Annotated in this window: 14 protein-coding genes; 5 read left to right on the top strand and 9 right to left on the bottom strand. The window is 61.8% G+C overall.

The window, feature by feature from the left end:
• Positions 1-564 precede the first annotated feature (564 nt).
• Both DLM46_RS12145 and DLM46_RS12150 read left to right on the top strand, forming a co-directional pair.
• A complete protein-coding gene (locus tag DLM46_RS12145; protein WP_115101019.1) occupies positions 565-1,245 on the top strand; it encodes a PspA/IM30 family protein in 681 nt (226 codons plus the stop codon).
• 209 nt (positions 1,246-1,454) lie between these two features.
• Positions 1,455-2,654 (top strand): tetratricopeptide repeat protein, encoded by a 1,200-nt coding sequence (locus DLM46_RS12150; RefSeq protein WP_115101020.1) that lies wholly within the window; start codon positions 1,455-1,457, stop codon positions 2,652-2,654.
• 70 nt (positions 2,655-2,724) lie between these two features.
• On the opposite strand, the gene DLM46_RS12155 is transcribed toward DLM46_RS12150, so the two are convergent.
• Positions 2,725-3,393, bottom strand: a complete 669-nt coding sequence (locus DLM46_RS12155) for a TetR family transcriptional regulator (RefSeq protein ID WP_115101021.1) — start codon at positions 3,391-3,393, stop codon at positions 2,725-2,727.
• A 157-nt stretch (positions 3,394-3,550) separates the two neighbouring features.
• Between DLM46_RS12155 and DLM46_RS12160 the strand changes: the two genes are divergently transcribed.
• Both DLM46_RS12160 and DLM46_RS12165 read left to right on the top strand, forming a co-directional pair.
• Positions 3,551-5,032 carry a flavin-containing monooxygenase gene (locus tag DLM46_RS12160; RefSeq protein ID WP_115101022.1) on the top strand — a complete coding sequence of 494 codons (1,482 nt, stop codon included), beginning with the start codon at positions 3,551-3,553 and terminating at the stop codon, positions 5,030-5,032.
• A gap of 87 nt (positions 5,033-5,119) precedes the next feature.
• Entirely contained in the window at positions 5,120-6,088 is a 969-nt protein-coding gene (locus DLM46_RS12165) for an alpha/beta fold hydrolase (RefSeq protein WP_115101023.1), read from the top strand.
• 117 nt (positions 6,089-6,205) lie between these two features.
• Here DLM46_RS12165 and DLM46_RS12170 read toward each other — a convergent pair whose 3' ends face one another.
• The 5 genes from DLM46_RS12170 to DLM46_RS39020 form a co-directional block, all read right to left on the bottom strand.
• Complete coding sequence (locus tag DLM46_RS12170; protein WP_115101024.1) at positions 6,206-7,024, bottom strand: ABC transporter permease subunit; 819 nt, start codon at positions 7,022-7,024, stop codon at positions 6,206-6,208.
• On the bottom strand, positions 7,024-7,953 hold the full coding sequence (locus DLM46_RS12175; RefSeq protein ID WP_115101025.1) for an ABC transporter permease subunit: 930 nt from the start codon (positions 7,951-7,953) through the stop codon (positions 7,024-7,026). The genes DLM46_RS12170 and DLM46_RS12175 overlap by 1 nt, the downstream gene beginning before the upstream one ends.
• Positions 7,950-9,116, bottom strand: a complete 1,167-nt coding sequence (locus tag DLM46_RS12180; RefSeq protein ID WP_244306161.1) for an ABC transporter ATP-binding protein — start codon at positions 9,114-9,116, stop codon at positions 7,950-7,952. Before DLM46_RS12180 ends, DLM46_RS12175 begins: the two co-directional genes overlap by 4 nt.
• A gap of 95 nt (positions 9,117-9,211) precedes the next feature.
• Positions 9,212-10,312, bottom strand: coding sequence for a polyamine ABC transporter substrate-binding protein (locus DLM46_RS12185; protein WP_115101026.1), 1,101 nt, complete (start codon positions 10,310-10,312; stop codon positions 9,212-9,214).
• A 396-nt stretch (positions 10,313-10,708) separates the two neighbouring features.
• A complete protein-coding gene (locus DLM46_RS39020; RefSeq protein WP_133300330.1) occupies positions 10,709-10,948 on the bottom strand; it encodes a hypothetical protein in 240 nt (79 codons plus the stop codon).
• Positions 10,949-10,980: 32 nt separating this feature from the next.
• Between DLM46_RS39020 and DLM46_RS12190 the strand changes: the two genes are divergently transcribed.
• Entirely contained in the window at positions 10,981-11,184 is a 204-nt protein-coding gene (locus DLM46_RS12190) for a DUF1289 domain-containing protein (RefSeq protein WP_115101027.1), read from the top strand.
• A 100-nt stretch (positions 11,185-11,284) separates the two neighbouring features.
• Here DLM46_RS12190 and DLM46_RS12195 read toward each other — a convergent pair whose 3' ends face one another.
• The 3 genes from DLM46_RS12195 to DLM46_RS12205 form a co-directional block, all read right to left on the bottom strand.
• Positions 11,285-11,941, bottom strand: coding sequence for an OmpW/AlkL family protein (locus DLM46_RS12195; RefSeq protein WP_115101028.1), 657 nt, complete (start codon positions 11,939-11,941; stop codon positions 11,285-11,287).
• Between the two features lie 70 nt (positions 11,942-12,011).
• The gene (locus DLM46_RS12200; RefSeq protein WP_115101029.1) at positions 12,012-13,202 is read right to left on the bottom strand and encodes an NAD(P)H-dependent flavin oxidoreductase; all 1,191 of its coding nucleotides are present in this window, start codon (positions 13,200-13,202) and stop codon (positions 12,012-12,014) included.
• 266 nt (positions 13,203-13,468) lie between these two features.
• A complete protein-coding gene (locus tag DLM46_RS12205) occupies positions 13,469-15,061 on the bottom strand; it encodes an ABC-F family ATPase (protein ID WP_115101030.1) in 1,593 nt (530 codons plus the stop codon).
• Between the last annotated feature and the right edge of the window lie 26 nt (positions 15,062-15,087).

Genomic DNA, 15,087 nt, shown 5'->3' on the forward strand with positions numbered 1-15,087 from the left:
CCGGGAAGCAGCGCTTGCGCAGCGGCGCATCATGGCTTTGCGAGGCTTTCGACGTTGCAAGGTGAAGCAGTCGAACCGCCTCGCCTCCCGCCGGCGGCATATTGGCGACGCACACGCCAGGCGGCCTCCATGCGCAGCCCATGCGGCAACGCCGCACTGCGCCGCCCGCGTGCGGCGCCTGTTCGAGCATGCGCTTAACACGCGATCAAATTTTCACATTCGCCACACCTTCACATTCGCGACACCGATTGCGAGCAGAGTTCGCGATTACGTCATCATGCCCTTTAAGGCGTATTTAAGAGATAGCGTGGTGTAATATCCGCGAGCAGTTGAATTCCCGTCGCGCGTTTTAACCGCTGGGCGCTGCTTGCAAACCCGATATGACAAACCCGGTTTTGCGACCTTGGACAATTTACGGCGCCGCTATTGCAATCGGCGCATGCGCCCCGAAATCCGGTGCGACCGCTTGCGCCGCGTCGCGCGCAGCGGCGTAAAGTAACAGCTGAAAAGCGGTTAAGCGCGCCGGGATTTATTCAGCGCCGATTACATTCTTTGGAGGTTTTCATGTCGCTTTTTGACAGCATTTCGCGCACAGTTAAAGGTCTCCTGAACGATGCAGCCGATTCGGTGCAAGACCCGTCGCGCGACTCGCGCCAGATCGTGCGCGAACTCGACGACAGCATCGCTAAAGCGGAGAACTCGCTGATCGAGATTCAGGCGCAAGTGGCCACGCAGCAAAGCAAGCGCGATGTTGCCGCGGACAAGGCGAAGAAATACGAAGACGGTGCCAAGCGGGCGCTGCAATCCGGCGACGAAGCGCTGGCGCGTGAAGCCCTCGGCGCGCAAGCCACCGCCGAAGCCGAACGCGACGCGCTGGCCAAGGAGCTGACCACGCTGGAACCTTCGGTTGAACAGTTGAAGAGCCAGATCGAAGACATGCGCGCCCGTCGTAACGACCTGAACGCGCGCTCGAACATTCTGCAAGCCAAACAGCAGATCGCACAGGCCAAGGACGTCGCGGCAACCGCGTTGGGCGGTATCGGCGGCCAGAATCTGTCCGAGGATTTCCAGAAGCTGGAAGACAAGGTCGCGCTGTCCAATGCCCGTTCCGACGCGCGTCTGAATTCGGCTGACGTGAAGAGCGGCAAGGCGCTCGACGACAAACTCGCGGATCTGAACCGCGGCCCGTCGGTCGAAGACCGTCTCGAAGCGTTGAAGAAACAGCTCAATACGCCGGCCCAGTAACGGTGTTGACGGGACTGCGTAGACGCAGTTCGCAGTAAATTGTCAGGCAGCGTCGGCACGGTGCGCGACGCTGCGAGTTGCACCGGCGTTCCGGGCGTATTCCGGCCCCCCCCCCCGCCACATGCGTATTAACCGGAGCGCCGGCCGCCGGATCGCCGGCCGCCGGAATCGATTGCCAAGGAGACGGGCGCGCAGCGCCCGGCCCGTACATGAAAAAATTTCTCGCAACCGCGTTCGCATCGCTGCTGCTGGCGTCCGCCGCGGCATTCGCCGTCCCGACGGTTCAGCAGATCGAATCCGCGATGTCGCAAGGCAACTGGCAGCAAGCCGACGCAGGCTTGAGCGAAGTGCTGCAAGCGCATCCGAACAATGCCCGCGCGCACTATCTGTACAGCCAGGTGCTCGATCGCGAAGGCCGTTATGCCGACGCGCTCGCCCAGGTCCAGCAGGCCAAGACGCTCGACCCGCAAATCCGCTTCACCGACCCGACCCGTTTCGCGCAAACCGAAGCGCGCCTGCGCAAGGACGCGGAACGTGCCGGTGGCGCCGCCGGCGACACCTCGCGTCGCGCGGCCGACCCGTTCGTGCAACAGAACACGCCGGCCGTGCAGCAGCAGTCGGCGATGGTGTCGCAGGCGCCGCAACGGCATGGCCCGGGGATCGGCGCGTGGATCGGCATCATTCTCGTCATCGGCGTGATCGCGCTGGTGCTGCGCTGGACACTGCGCCGCGCCCGCTCGCAAGACGATTCGCGCGCCGACGACGATCGTCGCGTGCAACTCAAGCGAGCGACCGACATGTTGAACGCCGTGCGTTCGTTGAAGCTCGACGTCAAGCTCTCCACCGCGCAAGGCCATGAAGCGCTGGAGAAGGAAGTCGAAGCGACCGAAGAACAGCTGCGCGGCCTCATGGAAACGCTGTCGAACGGCAAGAATCCGCTGCCGCCGTACCAGCTGGACGAACTGGAGCAGCGCATCGCCAGCCTGCGCGCACGCGCTGACGGACGGCCCGATCCGAATGCCGCGCCGGCCGCCGCCAGCACACCGCAGTCGCCGTATGCGCAGGAAGCGGAGCGTTTCGGCAATCCGCCACAGGCGCCCTATCCGCAGCAAGGCCCTTATCAGCAACAACCGCAGGTGATCGTGCAGCAAGGCGGCGGCGGTTTCGGCGGCGGGATGGGCGGTTTGCTGACCGGCGTGCTGCTCGGCGAAGCGCTGAATTCCGGCCGTGAACGCGTGGTCGAGCGCGATGTGATCGTCGACGACGAAACGCGTCGCCGCGGCGGCAACGAAGGCGGCAACGGCGGCGGGCTCGATTTCGGCCAGGGTTCGAACGACTGGAACGACAACAGCGGCGGTGGCGTCGATCTGGGCAGCAACGACGACTCCGGCGGCTGGAGCGATACCTGAGCGCGCGCTTTCGGTACGCCACCAATGACGACAGGCTCCTTCACGGAGCCTGTTTTTTTGCGCTTCCTCGCTACGCCCTCGCCGCTTCGTGTTGCGCGAGCAGCGCGGACCCCGCAAACAGCCTGACGATGAAACGCTCCGCATAACCGATCAGGGCTTCCCGGCGCGCGGCATTGGCGGCGATGTATTCATCCGACAGATGAAACAGCTGCAGCACGATCTGGGTGCAGACTTCGTCGATAGTCTCGCGGGCTAGCGCCGGCATCAGATTCAACTGCACGACGTCGTCCGCCATTTCCGCCGACACCTCGTGGAGGTTCGCACGTACCGCTTCGCGCAGCGCCGGCGAGGTGCCGTGATACTCGGCCAGCGCGCTGCGGAACGCTTCGCGGCTTTCCAGCGCGAACTCGAAAAACGCCACGCAGGCGCGGCGCGGCACGCTATGCGGCTCGTCATGCGCGGCCAGCCAGCGTTCGCGACGCAGCATCGGCCGCAAGCGGCGGCTCACCGATTCGACCGCTTCGCGCGCCAGATCGTCGAGCGTGTCGAAATGACGATAGAACGTGTTGGGATTCAACCCCGCCTCGCGCGCCAGTTCGCGCAAACCCAGGCTCGCAAAACTGCGGCCGCCCGCGGTCAGGCGCAACGCGGCTTCGATCAGCTTGCGCTTGCCGGGCGGCAATTCCTGCCCGGGCGCGGCATAGTCAGCGGCGGGCGCCGCTGCGGGTACGGATGTCATGAGGTTTCAATCGGCGCGAAACACGTGCGTTTAATTGTCGTACTCTAAACGATCTTGACGCGAAGTGTACAGTTGTCTACCCTGCGCGTTAGTCTGAAGTAGACACCTGTAGACACTTGAATTTTGCCGTTTTCCTGCCCAACTCCGGAGACCCGCTGTGACGCCTGCCTCACCTGCCACGCCACGCATTGCCATTGTCGGAAGCGGATTCGCGGGGATCGGCATGGCGATCCGTCTTCAGCGAATGGGCATCACGTCGTTTACGGTCTACGAGGCGGCCGGCGATATCGGCGGCACGTGGCGCGACAACACCTATCCCGGCGCGGCTTGTGATGTGCCGTCGCATCTGTATTCGTTTTCTTTCGAACCCAACCCGGCGTGGTCGCGCGCGTTCAGCGGCCAGGCGGAAATCTTGGCGTACCTGAAGCATTGCGCACGCAAGTATGGCGTCGAACGTTTCGTGCGCTGCAACGCGCGCGTGAGTGCCGCGCGCTTCGATGAAGCGCGGCAGATATGGCACGTCGAGATCGATGCGAACGGCACATGCGAAAGCATCGAAGCCGATGTCGTGATTGCCGCGAGCGGTCCGCTGTCGCGGCCGGCCATGCCGCAAATCGCCGGGCTCGAGCGCTTCGAAGGCAAGCTGTTTCACTCGGCCCGCTGGGACCATGCGTATCCGCTCGAAGGCAAGCGCGTCGCCGTCATCGGCACCGGCGCGAGCGCGGTCCAGTTCGTGCCGCGGATCCAGCCGCGCGTCGCCCGGCTCGAACTGTTCCAGCGCACCGCGCCGTGGATCATGCCGAAGCCCGACAAACCGATCGGCCCGCGCGCGCGTTGGCTGTTCCACCATCTGCCGTTCACGCAGCGTTTCGTGCGCAATGCCATCTACTGGCAGCTCGAATCGCGCGCGATCGCGTTCGTCGTCAATCCGAAGCTGATGAAGTTTCCGATGAAGTTCGGTCTGAGCTATCTGGAGCGGCGCGTCAAGGATCCGGCGCTGCGCGCGAGGCTGACGCCGAACTACCGGCTCGGCTGCAAACGCGTGCTGTTGTCGAGCGATTATTATCCGGCGCTCGGTCAGCCGAACGTCGACGTGGTGACGGCCGGCATCCGCGAGATCGTCGCCGACGGCATCGTGACCGAGGACGGCGCGCATCACCCCGCCGACGCGATCATTTGCGGCACCGGCTTCCAGGTCAACGACGCCGGCGCGCCGTTCGACGTGACCGGTATCGGCGGCGCCGATCTCGGCGCGATGTGGCTGCACGACGGCCCGCAAGCGTATCTCGGCACCAGCATCGCGAACTTCCCGAACTTCTTCATGATGGCCGGCCCGAACACCGGCCTCGGTCACAACTCGATGATCTACATGATCGAGTCGCAGGTGCAATACATCGCCGATTGCCTGCGCGAGCTGCGCCGGCGCCGCGCCCGCACGATGAATCTGCGGCCCGACGTGCAGCGCGACTTCAACGCGCGTTTGCAGAAAGAAATGCAGCACTCCGTCTGGGTGAGCGGCTGCCATAGCTGGTATCAGACCCGGAGCGGCAAGGTGACGGCGATCTGGCCGGGCTTCACGTTCAGTTTTCGCAAGCGCACGCGCCGCGTGCGGCCGCGCGACTATCGCTTTGCGCCTTGATGCGCGTGACATTGCCCGCGGCCGAGGGGCCGTGCATCGCCTGCTGTCCAACTCAAAACCAGAAAAGTGAAAAGGGAGATAAAAACCATGGCAAGCATCGAATCCACCACGCCCGCCGCATCCGCGCCGCTGCCGCCGCGCTCGCTCGCCGCGCGCCTCGGCATCGCCAGCGTGCCGCGCGCCGAATTGCGGCAGCGTTATACGCAAAGCGGTTCGAAGTTCGTCACGATCATGGGCGCCGACGTGCACTACGTCGATGAAGGCAGCGGCGACACGATCGTGATGATTCATGGTTTTGCGTCTTCTCTGCATACGTGGAATCGCGTCGCTGACGAACTCAGGCGCACGCATCGCGTGATCCGTCTCGATCTGCCGCCGTTCGGCGTGACAGGTCCGCTGCGCTCGACCTCCGGCGCGATCGAAACGATGAATCTGCCGACCTACCGGCGTTTCTTCGATACGTTCATGCAGGCGCTGGGCATTTCGCGCGCGACGCTGATCGGCAACTCGCTGGGCGGCCTGATTTCGTGGGACTACGCGGTGCGTCATCGCGACGCTGTCGAACGGCTGGTGCTGATCGATTCGGCCGGATTTCCAATGAAGCTGCCGATTTACATCGGTCTGTTCAACAGCGCGCCGGTGCGAATCAGTTCGCCGTGGTGGCTGCCTGAAGCCATCATCAAAAGCGCGGTGCGCAACGTGTATGGCGATCCACGCCGGCTCGACGCGGTGACGCTGCGGCGTTACATCGAATTTTTCCACGGCGAAGGCACACGTGCTGCGATCGGCAAGATGGTGCCGACGCTCGATTTCAAAGACGTCAATACCGACGTGCTGAAGACGCTCGACGTACCGTCGCTGGTGATGTGGGGCGCGAAGGACCGGTGGATTCCGACCGCGCATGCGGCGGAGTTCGCGAGCCGCATTCCGCGCGCGAAGTCGGTGATATATCCCGGGCTGGGTCACATCCCGATGGAGGAAGCGCCGGAGCGCGTCATGGTCGATTTGCGCGCGTTTCTGTCGGCTACGGCCAATGCGAGCCGCACGATGGTTTGATGCCGGCGGTATTGGGCTTTTCCTGTTATCAAAAGAAAGGCCACCGCCGCGGACGCACAGAAAAATGCCGCCGCCCAGGGCAAAAAAAGCCGCAATCAGGCGTCAGACACGAAAAACCTAGACTGCCATGACAGCCCTCTTCCTCTCGGCTCGCTGCATAAAGTAATTCCCCACCACGACCCCTACCGTGACGACGGCAATAAACAGCGTAGCAAGCGCATTCATCTCGGGATTCAAGCCAAGCCGAACGCGGGAGAACACAACCAGTGGCAAGGTAGTCGACCCAGGCCCCGACAGGAACGCCGACAAAACCAGATCGTCGATCGACAGCGTGAATGACAGCAACCACCCGGACACGAGCGCCTGCGAAATCAACGGCAACGTAATGGAGAAAAACACCCTGACCGGCGTAGCGCCAAGATCGAGCGCCGCCTCTTCAAGAGAAGGATGCAACTCCTTCACGCGGGACTGAACGATGATGGCCACATAAGAAATACACAGCATCACGTGCCCGATCCAGATCGTGAAAATGCCGCGTCCGGCGGGCCATCCCAGCCACTTGGCCATTTCGATGAACAACAGCAGCAGCGAAATCCCCTGAATCACCTCGGGAATCACCAGCGGTGCGTTGATCATCCCGGTGTAGAGCGTAAAGCCGCGGAACCGCCCCATCCGCGCGAGCACAAACCCGGCCCACGTGCCGATCACCACGGAAGCAAACGCCGTCAACAAAGCCACCCGCAAAGACAACCACGCGGCGGCAATCAACTCGCCATCTTGCAGCAACGCCGCATACCAGCGCGTCGAAAAGCGCGTCCACACCGTGACCAGCTGCGATTCGTTGAACGAATACACAACCAGACTGACGATCGGAACATACAGAAACAAAAATCCAATGCCCAATGCAATGAACTGGAAAATCCGGTTCGGCTTCATTAGCGCCCTTCCTCCATCGCCTTCGCCTGCGAGTATTGGAAAAACGCCATCGGCACCAGTAACAACAACACCATCGCACAGGTCACGGCAGACGCCATCGGCCAATCGGCATTGTCGAAAAACTCATTCCACATCACGCGGCCGATCATCAGCGTGTTCGCGCCGCCCAGCAACTCAGGAATCACATACTCGCCCACCGCCGGGATGAACACCAGCAAACAACCGGCGATGATGCCGTTCTTCGACAGCGGCAAGGTGATTCGCCAGAACGCCTTCCACGGCTTCGCGCCGAGGTCGTAGGCGGCTTCCAGCAACGTCATGTCCATCTTCACCAGGTGCGCGTAAAGCGGCATCACGAGAAACGGCAGGTACGAATACACCATGCCGATATAAACCGCGGCATTCGTGTGGTACAGCTCGACCGGCGTATGAATCAAGCCGGTCGCCATCAGGAAGTTGTTCAGCAAACCGTTGTTCTTCAGAATCCCGATCCACGCATACACGCGAATCAGAAACGACGTCCAGAACGGCAGCATCACCGCCATCATCAGCAGATTGCGGCTCGCCGGACTCGAACGCGCGATGTAGTACGCCATCGGATAACCGATCAGCAAACACAGCAAGGTCGAAATCGCCGCCACCACCACCGAATTCACATAGGTCGCGAAATACAGGCTGTCGGTCAGCAAAAACGCGTAATGCGACAGATCGAGCGCGACGTGAACCACGCCGTCCGTATAGGTCGCCAGTTCCGTATACGGCGGAATGCCGAGCTGCAAATCGGCGAAGCTGATCTTCACGACCAGCAGGAACGGTACGAGGAAAAACAGCAGCAGCCAGGTGAACGGCCCGGCCACCACCGCGGTGCGGCCAGTCAGGTTGAAGCGGCGCACCGGCCACGCCGCCAGAGAACTCACCAGGCGCTTCATGATGTCAGCACCACGCCGGCCGATGCGCTCCAGCGCACATACACTTCGTCGCCCCAGGTGGGTGGATCGATCTCCGTCAAGGCGAGGCTCGTGACGTTCGCGATCACCGTTTTGCCGGCCTCGAGCTTCACGTGATACAGCGAATAGCCGCCCATGTACGCGATATTCGTGACGACGCCCTTGCCCCAGTTGTACGCGCCTTCAGGCGGCTTGCGCGTGAGCGCGATCCGCTCGGGCCGCACCGAGATCGTCACCGGCATGCCGAGCGGCCCGGAGATGCCGTGGCTCACGTAGAGGCGGCACGGCAGATCGGGCGTGTCGATGAACACGTGATCGGGCTCGTCCTCGACCGTATGGCCTTCGAACAGATTGGTCGAGCCGATAAACTCGGCGGAAAAGCGGCTGTTCGGATATTCGTACACGGCGTGCGGCGTGCCGAGTTGGACGATCTCGCCTTCGCTCATCACAGCAAGGCGGGCAGCCATCGTCATCGCCTCTTCCTGGTCGTGGGTCACCATGATGCAGGTCACACCGACCTTGTCGAGAATGTTGACCAGTTCGATCTGGGTGCGCTGACGGATCTGTTTGTCGAGCGCGGACATCGGTTCGTCGAGCAACAGGAGTTTGGGCCGCTTGACCAGCGAACGCGCGAGCGCCACGCGCTGCTGCTGACCGCCGGAAAGCTGATGCGGCTTGCGTTTCGCGAAGCGGGCCATCTGCACCAGTTCGAGCGTGTGCTGCACACGCTCCTTCATCTCGGCTTTCGGCACGCCTTCCTGCCTGAGGCCGAAGGCGACGTTGGCCTCGACCGTCATATGCGGAAAGAGCGCGTACGACTGGAACATCATGTTGGTCGGGCGGCGGTACGGCGGCAACTGCGCGAGATCTTCGCCGTCGATCAGAATCTTGCCCGAGGTCACGGTTTCGAGGCCTGCGAGCATGCGCAGCAAGGTCGACTTGCCGCAACCGGAACTGCCGAGCAGCGCGAACAGTTCGCCTTTTTTCACCGACAGATTGACCTGCTTGACCGCCACGGTCTCGCCGAATTTTTTCACGACGTCGACGATCTGCACGAAATTGTCCGCTGCGTCGTCCGCGACGGCGAGATGGCTCGGGGACCGTGCTGCGGAACCTGCCACCACGCCCGACTGGTCACTACTCATCATAATGCTGCTTCACTCCGGCGTTTGACGAACAAAGCCCCCGGTGGACACCGAGGGCTTCAGGGTGATGCTAACCCGTTCACTGGAGCCGCGGATCAGCGGCCGGACTTGAATTCAGTCCACAGCCGCGTTTGCAGCCGCTGGATTTCCGGCGGCAGCGGCTTGAGCAGGAAGAGGGTCTTGATGACTTCAGGCGGCGGATACACGGCCGGGTCGTTCGCCACGTCCTTGTCCACGTACTTGCGCGCTTCGAGGTTGGTGCTCGGATAGTAGACGGCGTTGGTGATCGCCGCGTGCACCTGCGGCGTTTCGATGTAGTTGATCCACTCGTGCGCGGCTTCCTTGTTCTTCGCGTCCTTCGGAATCGCCATCACGTCGAACCACACCGGCGCGCCGCCCTTCGGAATGTAGTACTCGATCTTGTAGGCCTTCTTCGCTTCGACCGCGCGATGCTTGGCGATCACGACGTCGCCCGACCAGCCGTACGCAAAGCACACGTCGCCGCCAACCAGGTCGTTGATATAGCCCGACGAGTTGAACTGCGTGATGTACGGGCGGATCTTCTTCATCATGGCGAGCGCGGCGCGGTAGTCGGCCGGGTTCGTGCTCATCGGATCCTTATCGATGTAGTGCAGCGCGGCGGCGAACATCTGGTCCGGTGCGTCGAGCACGGACACGCCGCAGGCTTTCAGCTTCGAAATGTTTTCCGGCTTGAAGAGCACGTCCCAGTTGTCGAGCGGTACGTTCTTGCCGAGGATCTGCTGCGCCTTGGTGACGTTGTAGCCGAGGCCGGTCGTACCGTACGCCCAGGGTACCGTGTACTTGTTGCCCGGATCGGCGCCGGCGACCAGCGCCATCAACGACGGGTCGAGATATTTGAGGTTCGGCAGCTTCGATTTGTCGAGCGGCGCGAAGATTTTCGCAGCGATCTGCTTGCCGGCGTAGTTGCTGGTCGGCACAACGATGTCGTAGCCGGAATTGCCGGTGAGGAGCTTGGCTTGCAGCGTGTCGTCGCTATCGTAGTTGTCGTACTTGACCTGGACGCCAGTCTGCTTGGTGAAGTTCGGGATGGTGTCCTTCGCGATGTAATCGGACCAGTTATACACGTTCAGTTGCGTGTCTTTCGCAACGGCCGTCAACCAAGGCGTCGCGCACAAAACCAGTGCCGCCACTTGCCCTACTACCCGTTTTTTCATCCCGTTCTCCGATCCTGGCCGGCCCTAGCCGGCCTCGTTCACACTCGCGCCGCGAAACATCACCCGCGGCTCCCCTGAAAAACCCGAAAACTACCATTAATTATTGCGCGCTTCAAAAAAAATGCCAGGCTGTCGCGCAAACGGTACAGCGTAAGCCGCGCCGCTACAAAATGGGCGCAATTTTAGCGGGTTATCCGCCCGTGTCTACCCGAAAAAAACACCAGTGGCCGTCCCGGTGCGATCGCGTTGTCACTTTACGCGAGCTGGGTGCGCGGGGTTCGTCGCTGGGTTTGCCGCTGGGTTCGCTCCGGTCACGCGAGTGTAACCGTCGACGGTTGGCGTCGCGCGGCTATGCGCATCGGCTATGGTCTGAACGACGATCAACGGACAGCCGCTTCACTGTGCACGATAGCCGACAGAAGGACAAAGCGGGACAAAGAACGGTTGTTGTTTGCTCTGCTCGATCTGTTTCCGCCCGATCCCTATGCGAATGAAGCTAATTTGTAAGTATTCTCTTAGCATCTCCCGATGCCGCGCAACGACACCGCTCGGCGCGGCGTCGTTCGACGCTGGGCCGCCTTCCTCATTGCGCCCTTCAGCGCCACAGCAAGATGCATGCGCCGCATCGGTTAACATAGCGGAACTCCGCTTCCCGCCCAAGGTTTCCGATGGCTTCGAATCTCCACGATCTTCCCGACAGCCCGTGCATCGGCGTCTGTTCCACGCTCTTCGACGAAGTCTGCAAAGGCTGCGGCCGCACCGCAGCCGAAGTGTCCAACTGGGTATTCCTCAGCGACGAGGAAAAGCACGCTGTGTGGGTCCGCATCCAGCAGGATGGCACGGCGATGCGCTTCAAATACGACAAGCTCTGACCTGCGTTGGGTTCGTTTCGCGCTTACCATAAAAAACGCCGGGCTATCCCGGCGTTTTTTTGAGCGCTAAATGTGAGCGTCGAACCTGACAAGGCTGTCGTCAGAACCGCATACCGACGCCCAGGCCGACCACCACCGGGTCGATACTCAGCCGACCGAGCGGCTGAGCGCCGAGCGATGCATCGGTGTGCATCCAGATCTTCTTGATGTCCGCGTTGACGAACAGCGATCGGGTCACCTGCACGTCGACGCCGGCTTGCAGCGCCGGGCCGAAGCTGTGATTGGTGATCGAGATCGGCTGGCCGCCGGCGTTCAGTCCGTTGTTGTAGAAGTACGTGTAATTGATACCCGCGCCGACATACGGACGAATGCGCCCCGCGTGATTGAAGTGATATTGCAACAGCAGCGTGGGCGGCAACACGTTCACGCCGCCGAGCTTGCCGAGGCTCGATGTGAGCTGATGACGCGAGGTGCCGAGAATCAGCTCGACGCCGAGGTAGTCGCGGATCATGTACGTCAGATCCAGTTCCGGCACGATTGCATTGTTGACGCCCACGTTCAGCGCCGACAGCGACTGGTTGGTCTCCACGTTCGGCATGATGCTAATCGCGCGCAGACGCACCAGCACGTCGCCGGCGTGAATGCCGTTCAGCTGGTCGTCACCGGCGGCATGCGCCTCTTGAGCCAGAGCGCCCGCGCATAGCAGACTCGATGCGACGGCGGCCGCCCTGATTGTTTTCCTGAGCGAGTGCTTCATGTGCTTCCCCGAGTGTTTGTTTGCGTGCGGCGATTGTCGAGGGTCCCGCCAGGCGCCGCGTTGACCCGCATCAACCCAGCGAGAACGCCCATCGCCCTGCGACAGCCGGTCGCGTCGCGCCGGTCAGCAGCAATTCGATCAGATCGTGCACGCTGCGAATTGCCGTGCCGAACGGCAACGCTTCTCGGCCGCGGAAGAACAGGCCATTGGCCACGTCGCCGCGCAACGCCGCGGCGAGCCGCGTATCGATGCAGAAGTGGCCGAATTTCTCGATCCCGTCGCGCATGCCGCACACGCTGAGGCACTCGAGCGCGGTCGGGCAGACCTGTTTGAGCGCGCCGATCTTTTCGCGAATTTTTGTTTCGTTGCGCAGATAGCGCATCAGCCAGGGCGTCTTCACGGCGCGCGCGGGCAATCCCGTCACGCTGACGAACTCGACGATGTCGTCGGGTGTCGCGTCAGCCAGCACGCGTTTGAAGTTGGGATGCGCATCGCTTTCTTCGGTGACGGCGAACGGCGTGCCGAGCTGCACGCCGTTTGCGCCCGCGTTCAACAGATTGCACACCGCTTCGTAGCTATTGATGCCGCCCGCGACGATCAGCGGCACGTCGTTGCGATCCAGGCCGAGCGACGTGAATACCGCATCGAGCTCTTCGAGAATGCGGAAAAAGTCGAAGCGTTGGTCGTGCAGGTCAGCGAGGTTGCTCACACCGAGGTGGCCGCCTGCGTGGGCGGGATGTTCGATCACCACGGCGTCCGGCAGGCGGCCTTTTTTCAGGCATTTTTTCAGCACCAGGGCGACGCCACGGCTGTCCGACAGGATGGGGATCAGCGCAATGTCGTGGCCTTCGGTCATGTCGGGCAAATCGAGCGGCAGGCCCGCGCCCATCACGATTGCGTCGGCGCCGTTTTCACAGGCGACTCGCACGTAGTCTGCTTGCGCGCTGACTGCTTTCATCACGTTGACGGCGATCATGCCGCGACCTTCGCTGATTGCTTTCGCGGCGTGGATCTCGCGGGCCAGCGCGGCGAGGTTGGCCTGTTCCAGGGTGGCCCGGTCCGGGCTTTGACGGCAGCGTTCGATCAGATCGGCATGGTGATGGCGCAGGTCGATGCTGGCGATGGTGCCCAGAGCGCCCTCGCGGGCGACCGAGCCGGCGAGCCGGTGTGCCGAGATGCCGACGCCCATGCCGCCTTGCACGATCGGCAGCAAGCTGCGGCCACGGATGACCAGAGGTGGGAACGAGTGAGAGGTAAACATGGCGACCTATGGTTTCGGTTTTTCGAAGCGGTCATGGTCGTTGTTAGGGCGCGATTTGCATTGCGCCGGATCAAGCGGTTGGCGACAGGTTTGAGTTTCTGGTTGAAGGGTTGACGCTCGTCACGCTGTAGCAGGTTTTTGTGCGGCGCATTGGCGCGGGATGGTTTGGTTTTTCCGGGCAAGGAAAAGCACTGCCGCAGGCACACACAAAAAAAGCCCGCTTCAAGGAAGCGGGCTTTGCGGTAACACATGAGCCAACGAACGGCTTATTGCACGCCCTGGCTCAGCAGGAAGTCTTCATAGTTGCCGCCGAAGTCGTTCAACGTGCCATTGGTGCGCACTTCAATGATCCGGTTCGCCAGACCGCTCACGAACTCCCGGTCGTGCGACACGAAAATGAGCGTGCCTTCGTACTTGTCGAGCGCGATCTGCAGCGATTCGATCGACTCCATGTCCATGTGGTTGGTCGGCTCGTCCATCAGCAGCACATTGTGGCGGCCCAGCATCAGCTTGCCCCAGATCATGCGGCCCTTCTCGCCGCCCGAGAGAACCTTCACGGACTTGCGGATGTCGTCGGCATTGAACAGCAGCCGGCCGAGCGTGCCGCGCACCATCTGCTCGTCGTCGCCTTCCTTACGGTAGCCGTCGATCCAATCCATCAGCGTGACGTCGGCAGGAAACTCTTCATACGTATCCTGCGGCATGTAACCGACATTGGCGTTTTCAGCCCACTTCACCGTGCCGTGATCGAGCGTGAGCTTGCCGAGCAGCGAACGCAGCAGCGTGGTCTTGCCCGCGCCGTTCTCGCCGATGATCGCGATGCGCTCGCCCGGCTGCACGCTGATGCTGAAATCGTTGAAGATCTGGCGCTCGTACTTCTTCGAGATCTTGTCGGCCACCACAGCAATGTTGTGCAGCTTTTTCTCGTATTCGAAGCGGATGAACGGATTCTGCCGCGACGACGGCTTGAATTCCTCGATCTTGATCTTGTCGATCATCTTCAGACGGCTGGTGGCCTGACGCGCCTTCGACTTGTTAGCCGAGAAGCGGCGCACGAAGTCCTGCAGGTCGGCGACGCGCTCCTTCGCCTTCGCGTTGGCGTTCTGCTGACGCTCGCGCGCCTGCGTGCTCGCCAGCATGTAGTCGTCGTAGTTGCCCGGATAGACCTTCAGCGTGCCGAAGTCCATGTCGGCCATGTGCGTGCAGACCTGGTTCAGGAAGTGCCGGTCGTGCGAGATGATGATCATCGTCGAGTTGTACTGGTTGAGCACGTCTTCCAGCCAACGGATCGAGTTGATGTCCAGGTTGTTGGTCGGCTCGTCCAGCAGCAGCACGTCCGGCTTCGAGAACAGCGCCTGCGCGAGCAGCACGCGCAGTTTCCAGCCCGGCGCCACGTTGCTCATCGGGCCGTTGTGGTCTTCGATCGCAATGCCGATGCCGAGCAGCAGTTCGCCCGCGCGCGCTTCGGCCGTGTAGCCGTCATACTCGGCGAACTTCGCTTCGAGTTCGGCGGCGTGCATGTAATCGTCGTCGGTGGCGTCGGGGTTCGCGTAGATCGCGTCGCGCTCGGTCATTGCGGCCCACATTTCGGTGTGGCCCATCATCACGACGTCGAGCACGCGAACGTCTTCGTACGCGAACTGGTCCTGGCGCAGCTTGCCGAGGCGGATGTTCGGCTCGAGCATCACGTTGCCCGAGCTCGGCTCCAGATCGCTACCGAGGATCTTCATGAAGGTGGATTTACCGCAGCCGTTCGCACCAATCAGGCCATAGCGGTTCCCTTCCCCGAATTTGACCGAGATGTTCTCGAAAAGGGGCTTCGGCCCGAATTGCATGGTGATATTGGCGGTAGACAGCACGGCGCGTCCCTTTGAATGTGATATCG

It is taken from the genome of Paraburkholderia lacunae (assembly GCF_003353175.1).
GTDB lineage: Bacteria > Pseudomonadota > Gammaproteobacteria > Burkholderiales > Burkholderiaceae > Paraburkholderia > Paraburkholderia lacunae.

Bases quoted from the DNA above. Each gene is read 5' to 3' on its own strand.
- DLM46_RS12145 (WP_115101019.1), top strand. From the start codon at position 565: ATGTCGCTTTTTGACAGCATTTCGCGCACAGTTAAAGGTCTCCTGAAC.
- DLM46_RS12150 (WP_115101020.1), top strand. From the start codon at position 1,455: ATGAAAAAATTTCTCGCAACCGCGTTCGCATCGCTGCTGCTGGCGTCC.
- DLM46_RS12155 (WP_115101021.1), bottom strand. From the start codon at position 3,393: ATGACATCCGTACCCGCAGCGGCGCCCGCCGCTGACTATGCCGCGCCC.
- DLM46_RS12165 (WP_115101023.1), top strand. From the start codon at position 5,120: ATGGCAAGCATCGAATCCACCACGCCCGCCGCATCCGCGCCGCTGCCG.
- DLM46_RS12170 (WP_115101024.1), bottom strand. From the start codon at position 7,024: ATGAAGCCGAACCGGATTTTCCAGTTCATTGCATTGGGCATTGGATTT.
- DLM46_RS12175 (WP_115101025.1), bottom strand. From the start codon at position 7,953: ATGAAGCGCCTGGTGAGTTCTCTGGCGGCGTGGCCGGTGCGCCGCTTC.
- DLM46_RS12180 (WP_244306161.1), bottom strand. From the start codon at position 9,116: ATGAGTAGTGACCAGTCGGGCGTGGTGGCAGGTTCCGCAGCACGGTCC.
- DLM46_RS12185 (WP_115101026.1), bottom strand. From the start codon at position 10,312: ATGAAAAAACGGGTAGTAGGGCAAGTGGCGGCACTGGTTTTGTGCGCG.
- DLM46_RS39020 (WP_133300330.1), bottom strand. From the start codon at position 10,948: ATGTTAACCGATGCGGCGCATGCATCTTGCTGTGGCGCTGAAGGGCGC.
- DLM46_RS12190 (WP_115101027.1), top strand. From the start codon at position 10,981: ATGGCTTCGAATCTCCACGATCTTCCCGACAGCCCGTGCATCGGCGTC.
- DLM46_RS12195 (WP_115101028.1), bottom strand. From the start codon at position 11,941: ATGAAGCACTCGCTCAGGAAAACAATCAGGGCGGCCGCCGTCGCATCG.
- DLM46_RS12200 (WP_115101029.1), bottom strand. From the start codon at position 13,202: ATGTTTACCTCTCACTCGTTCCCACCTCTGGTCATCCGTGGCCGCAGC.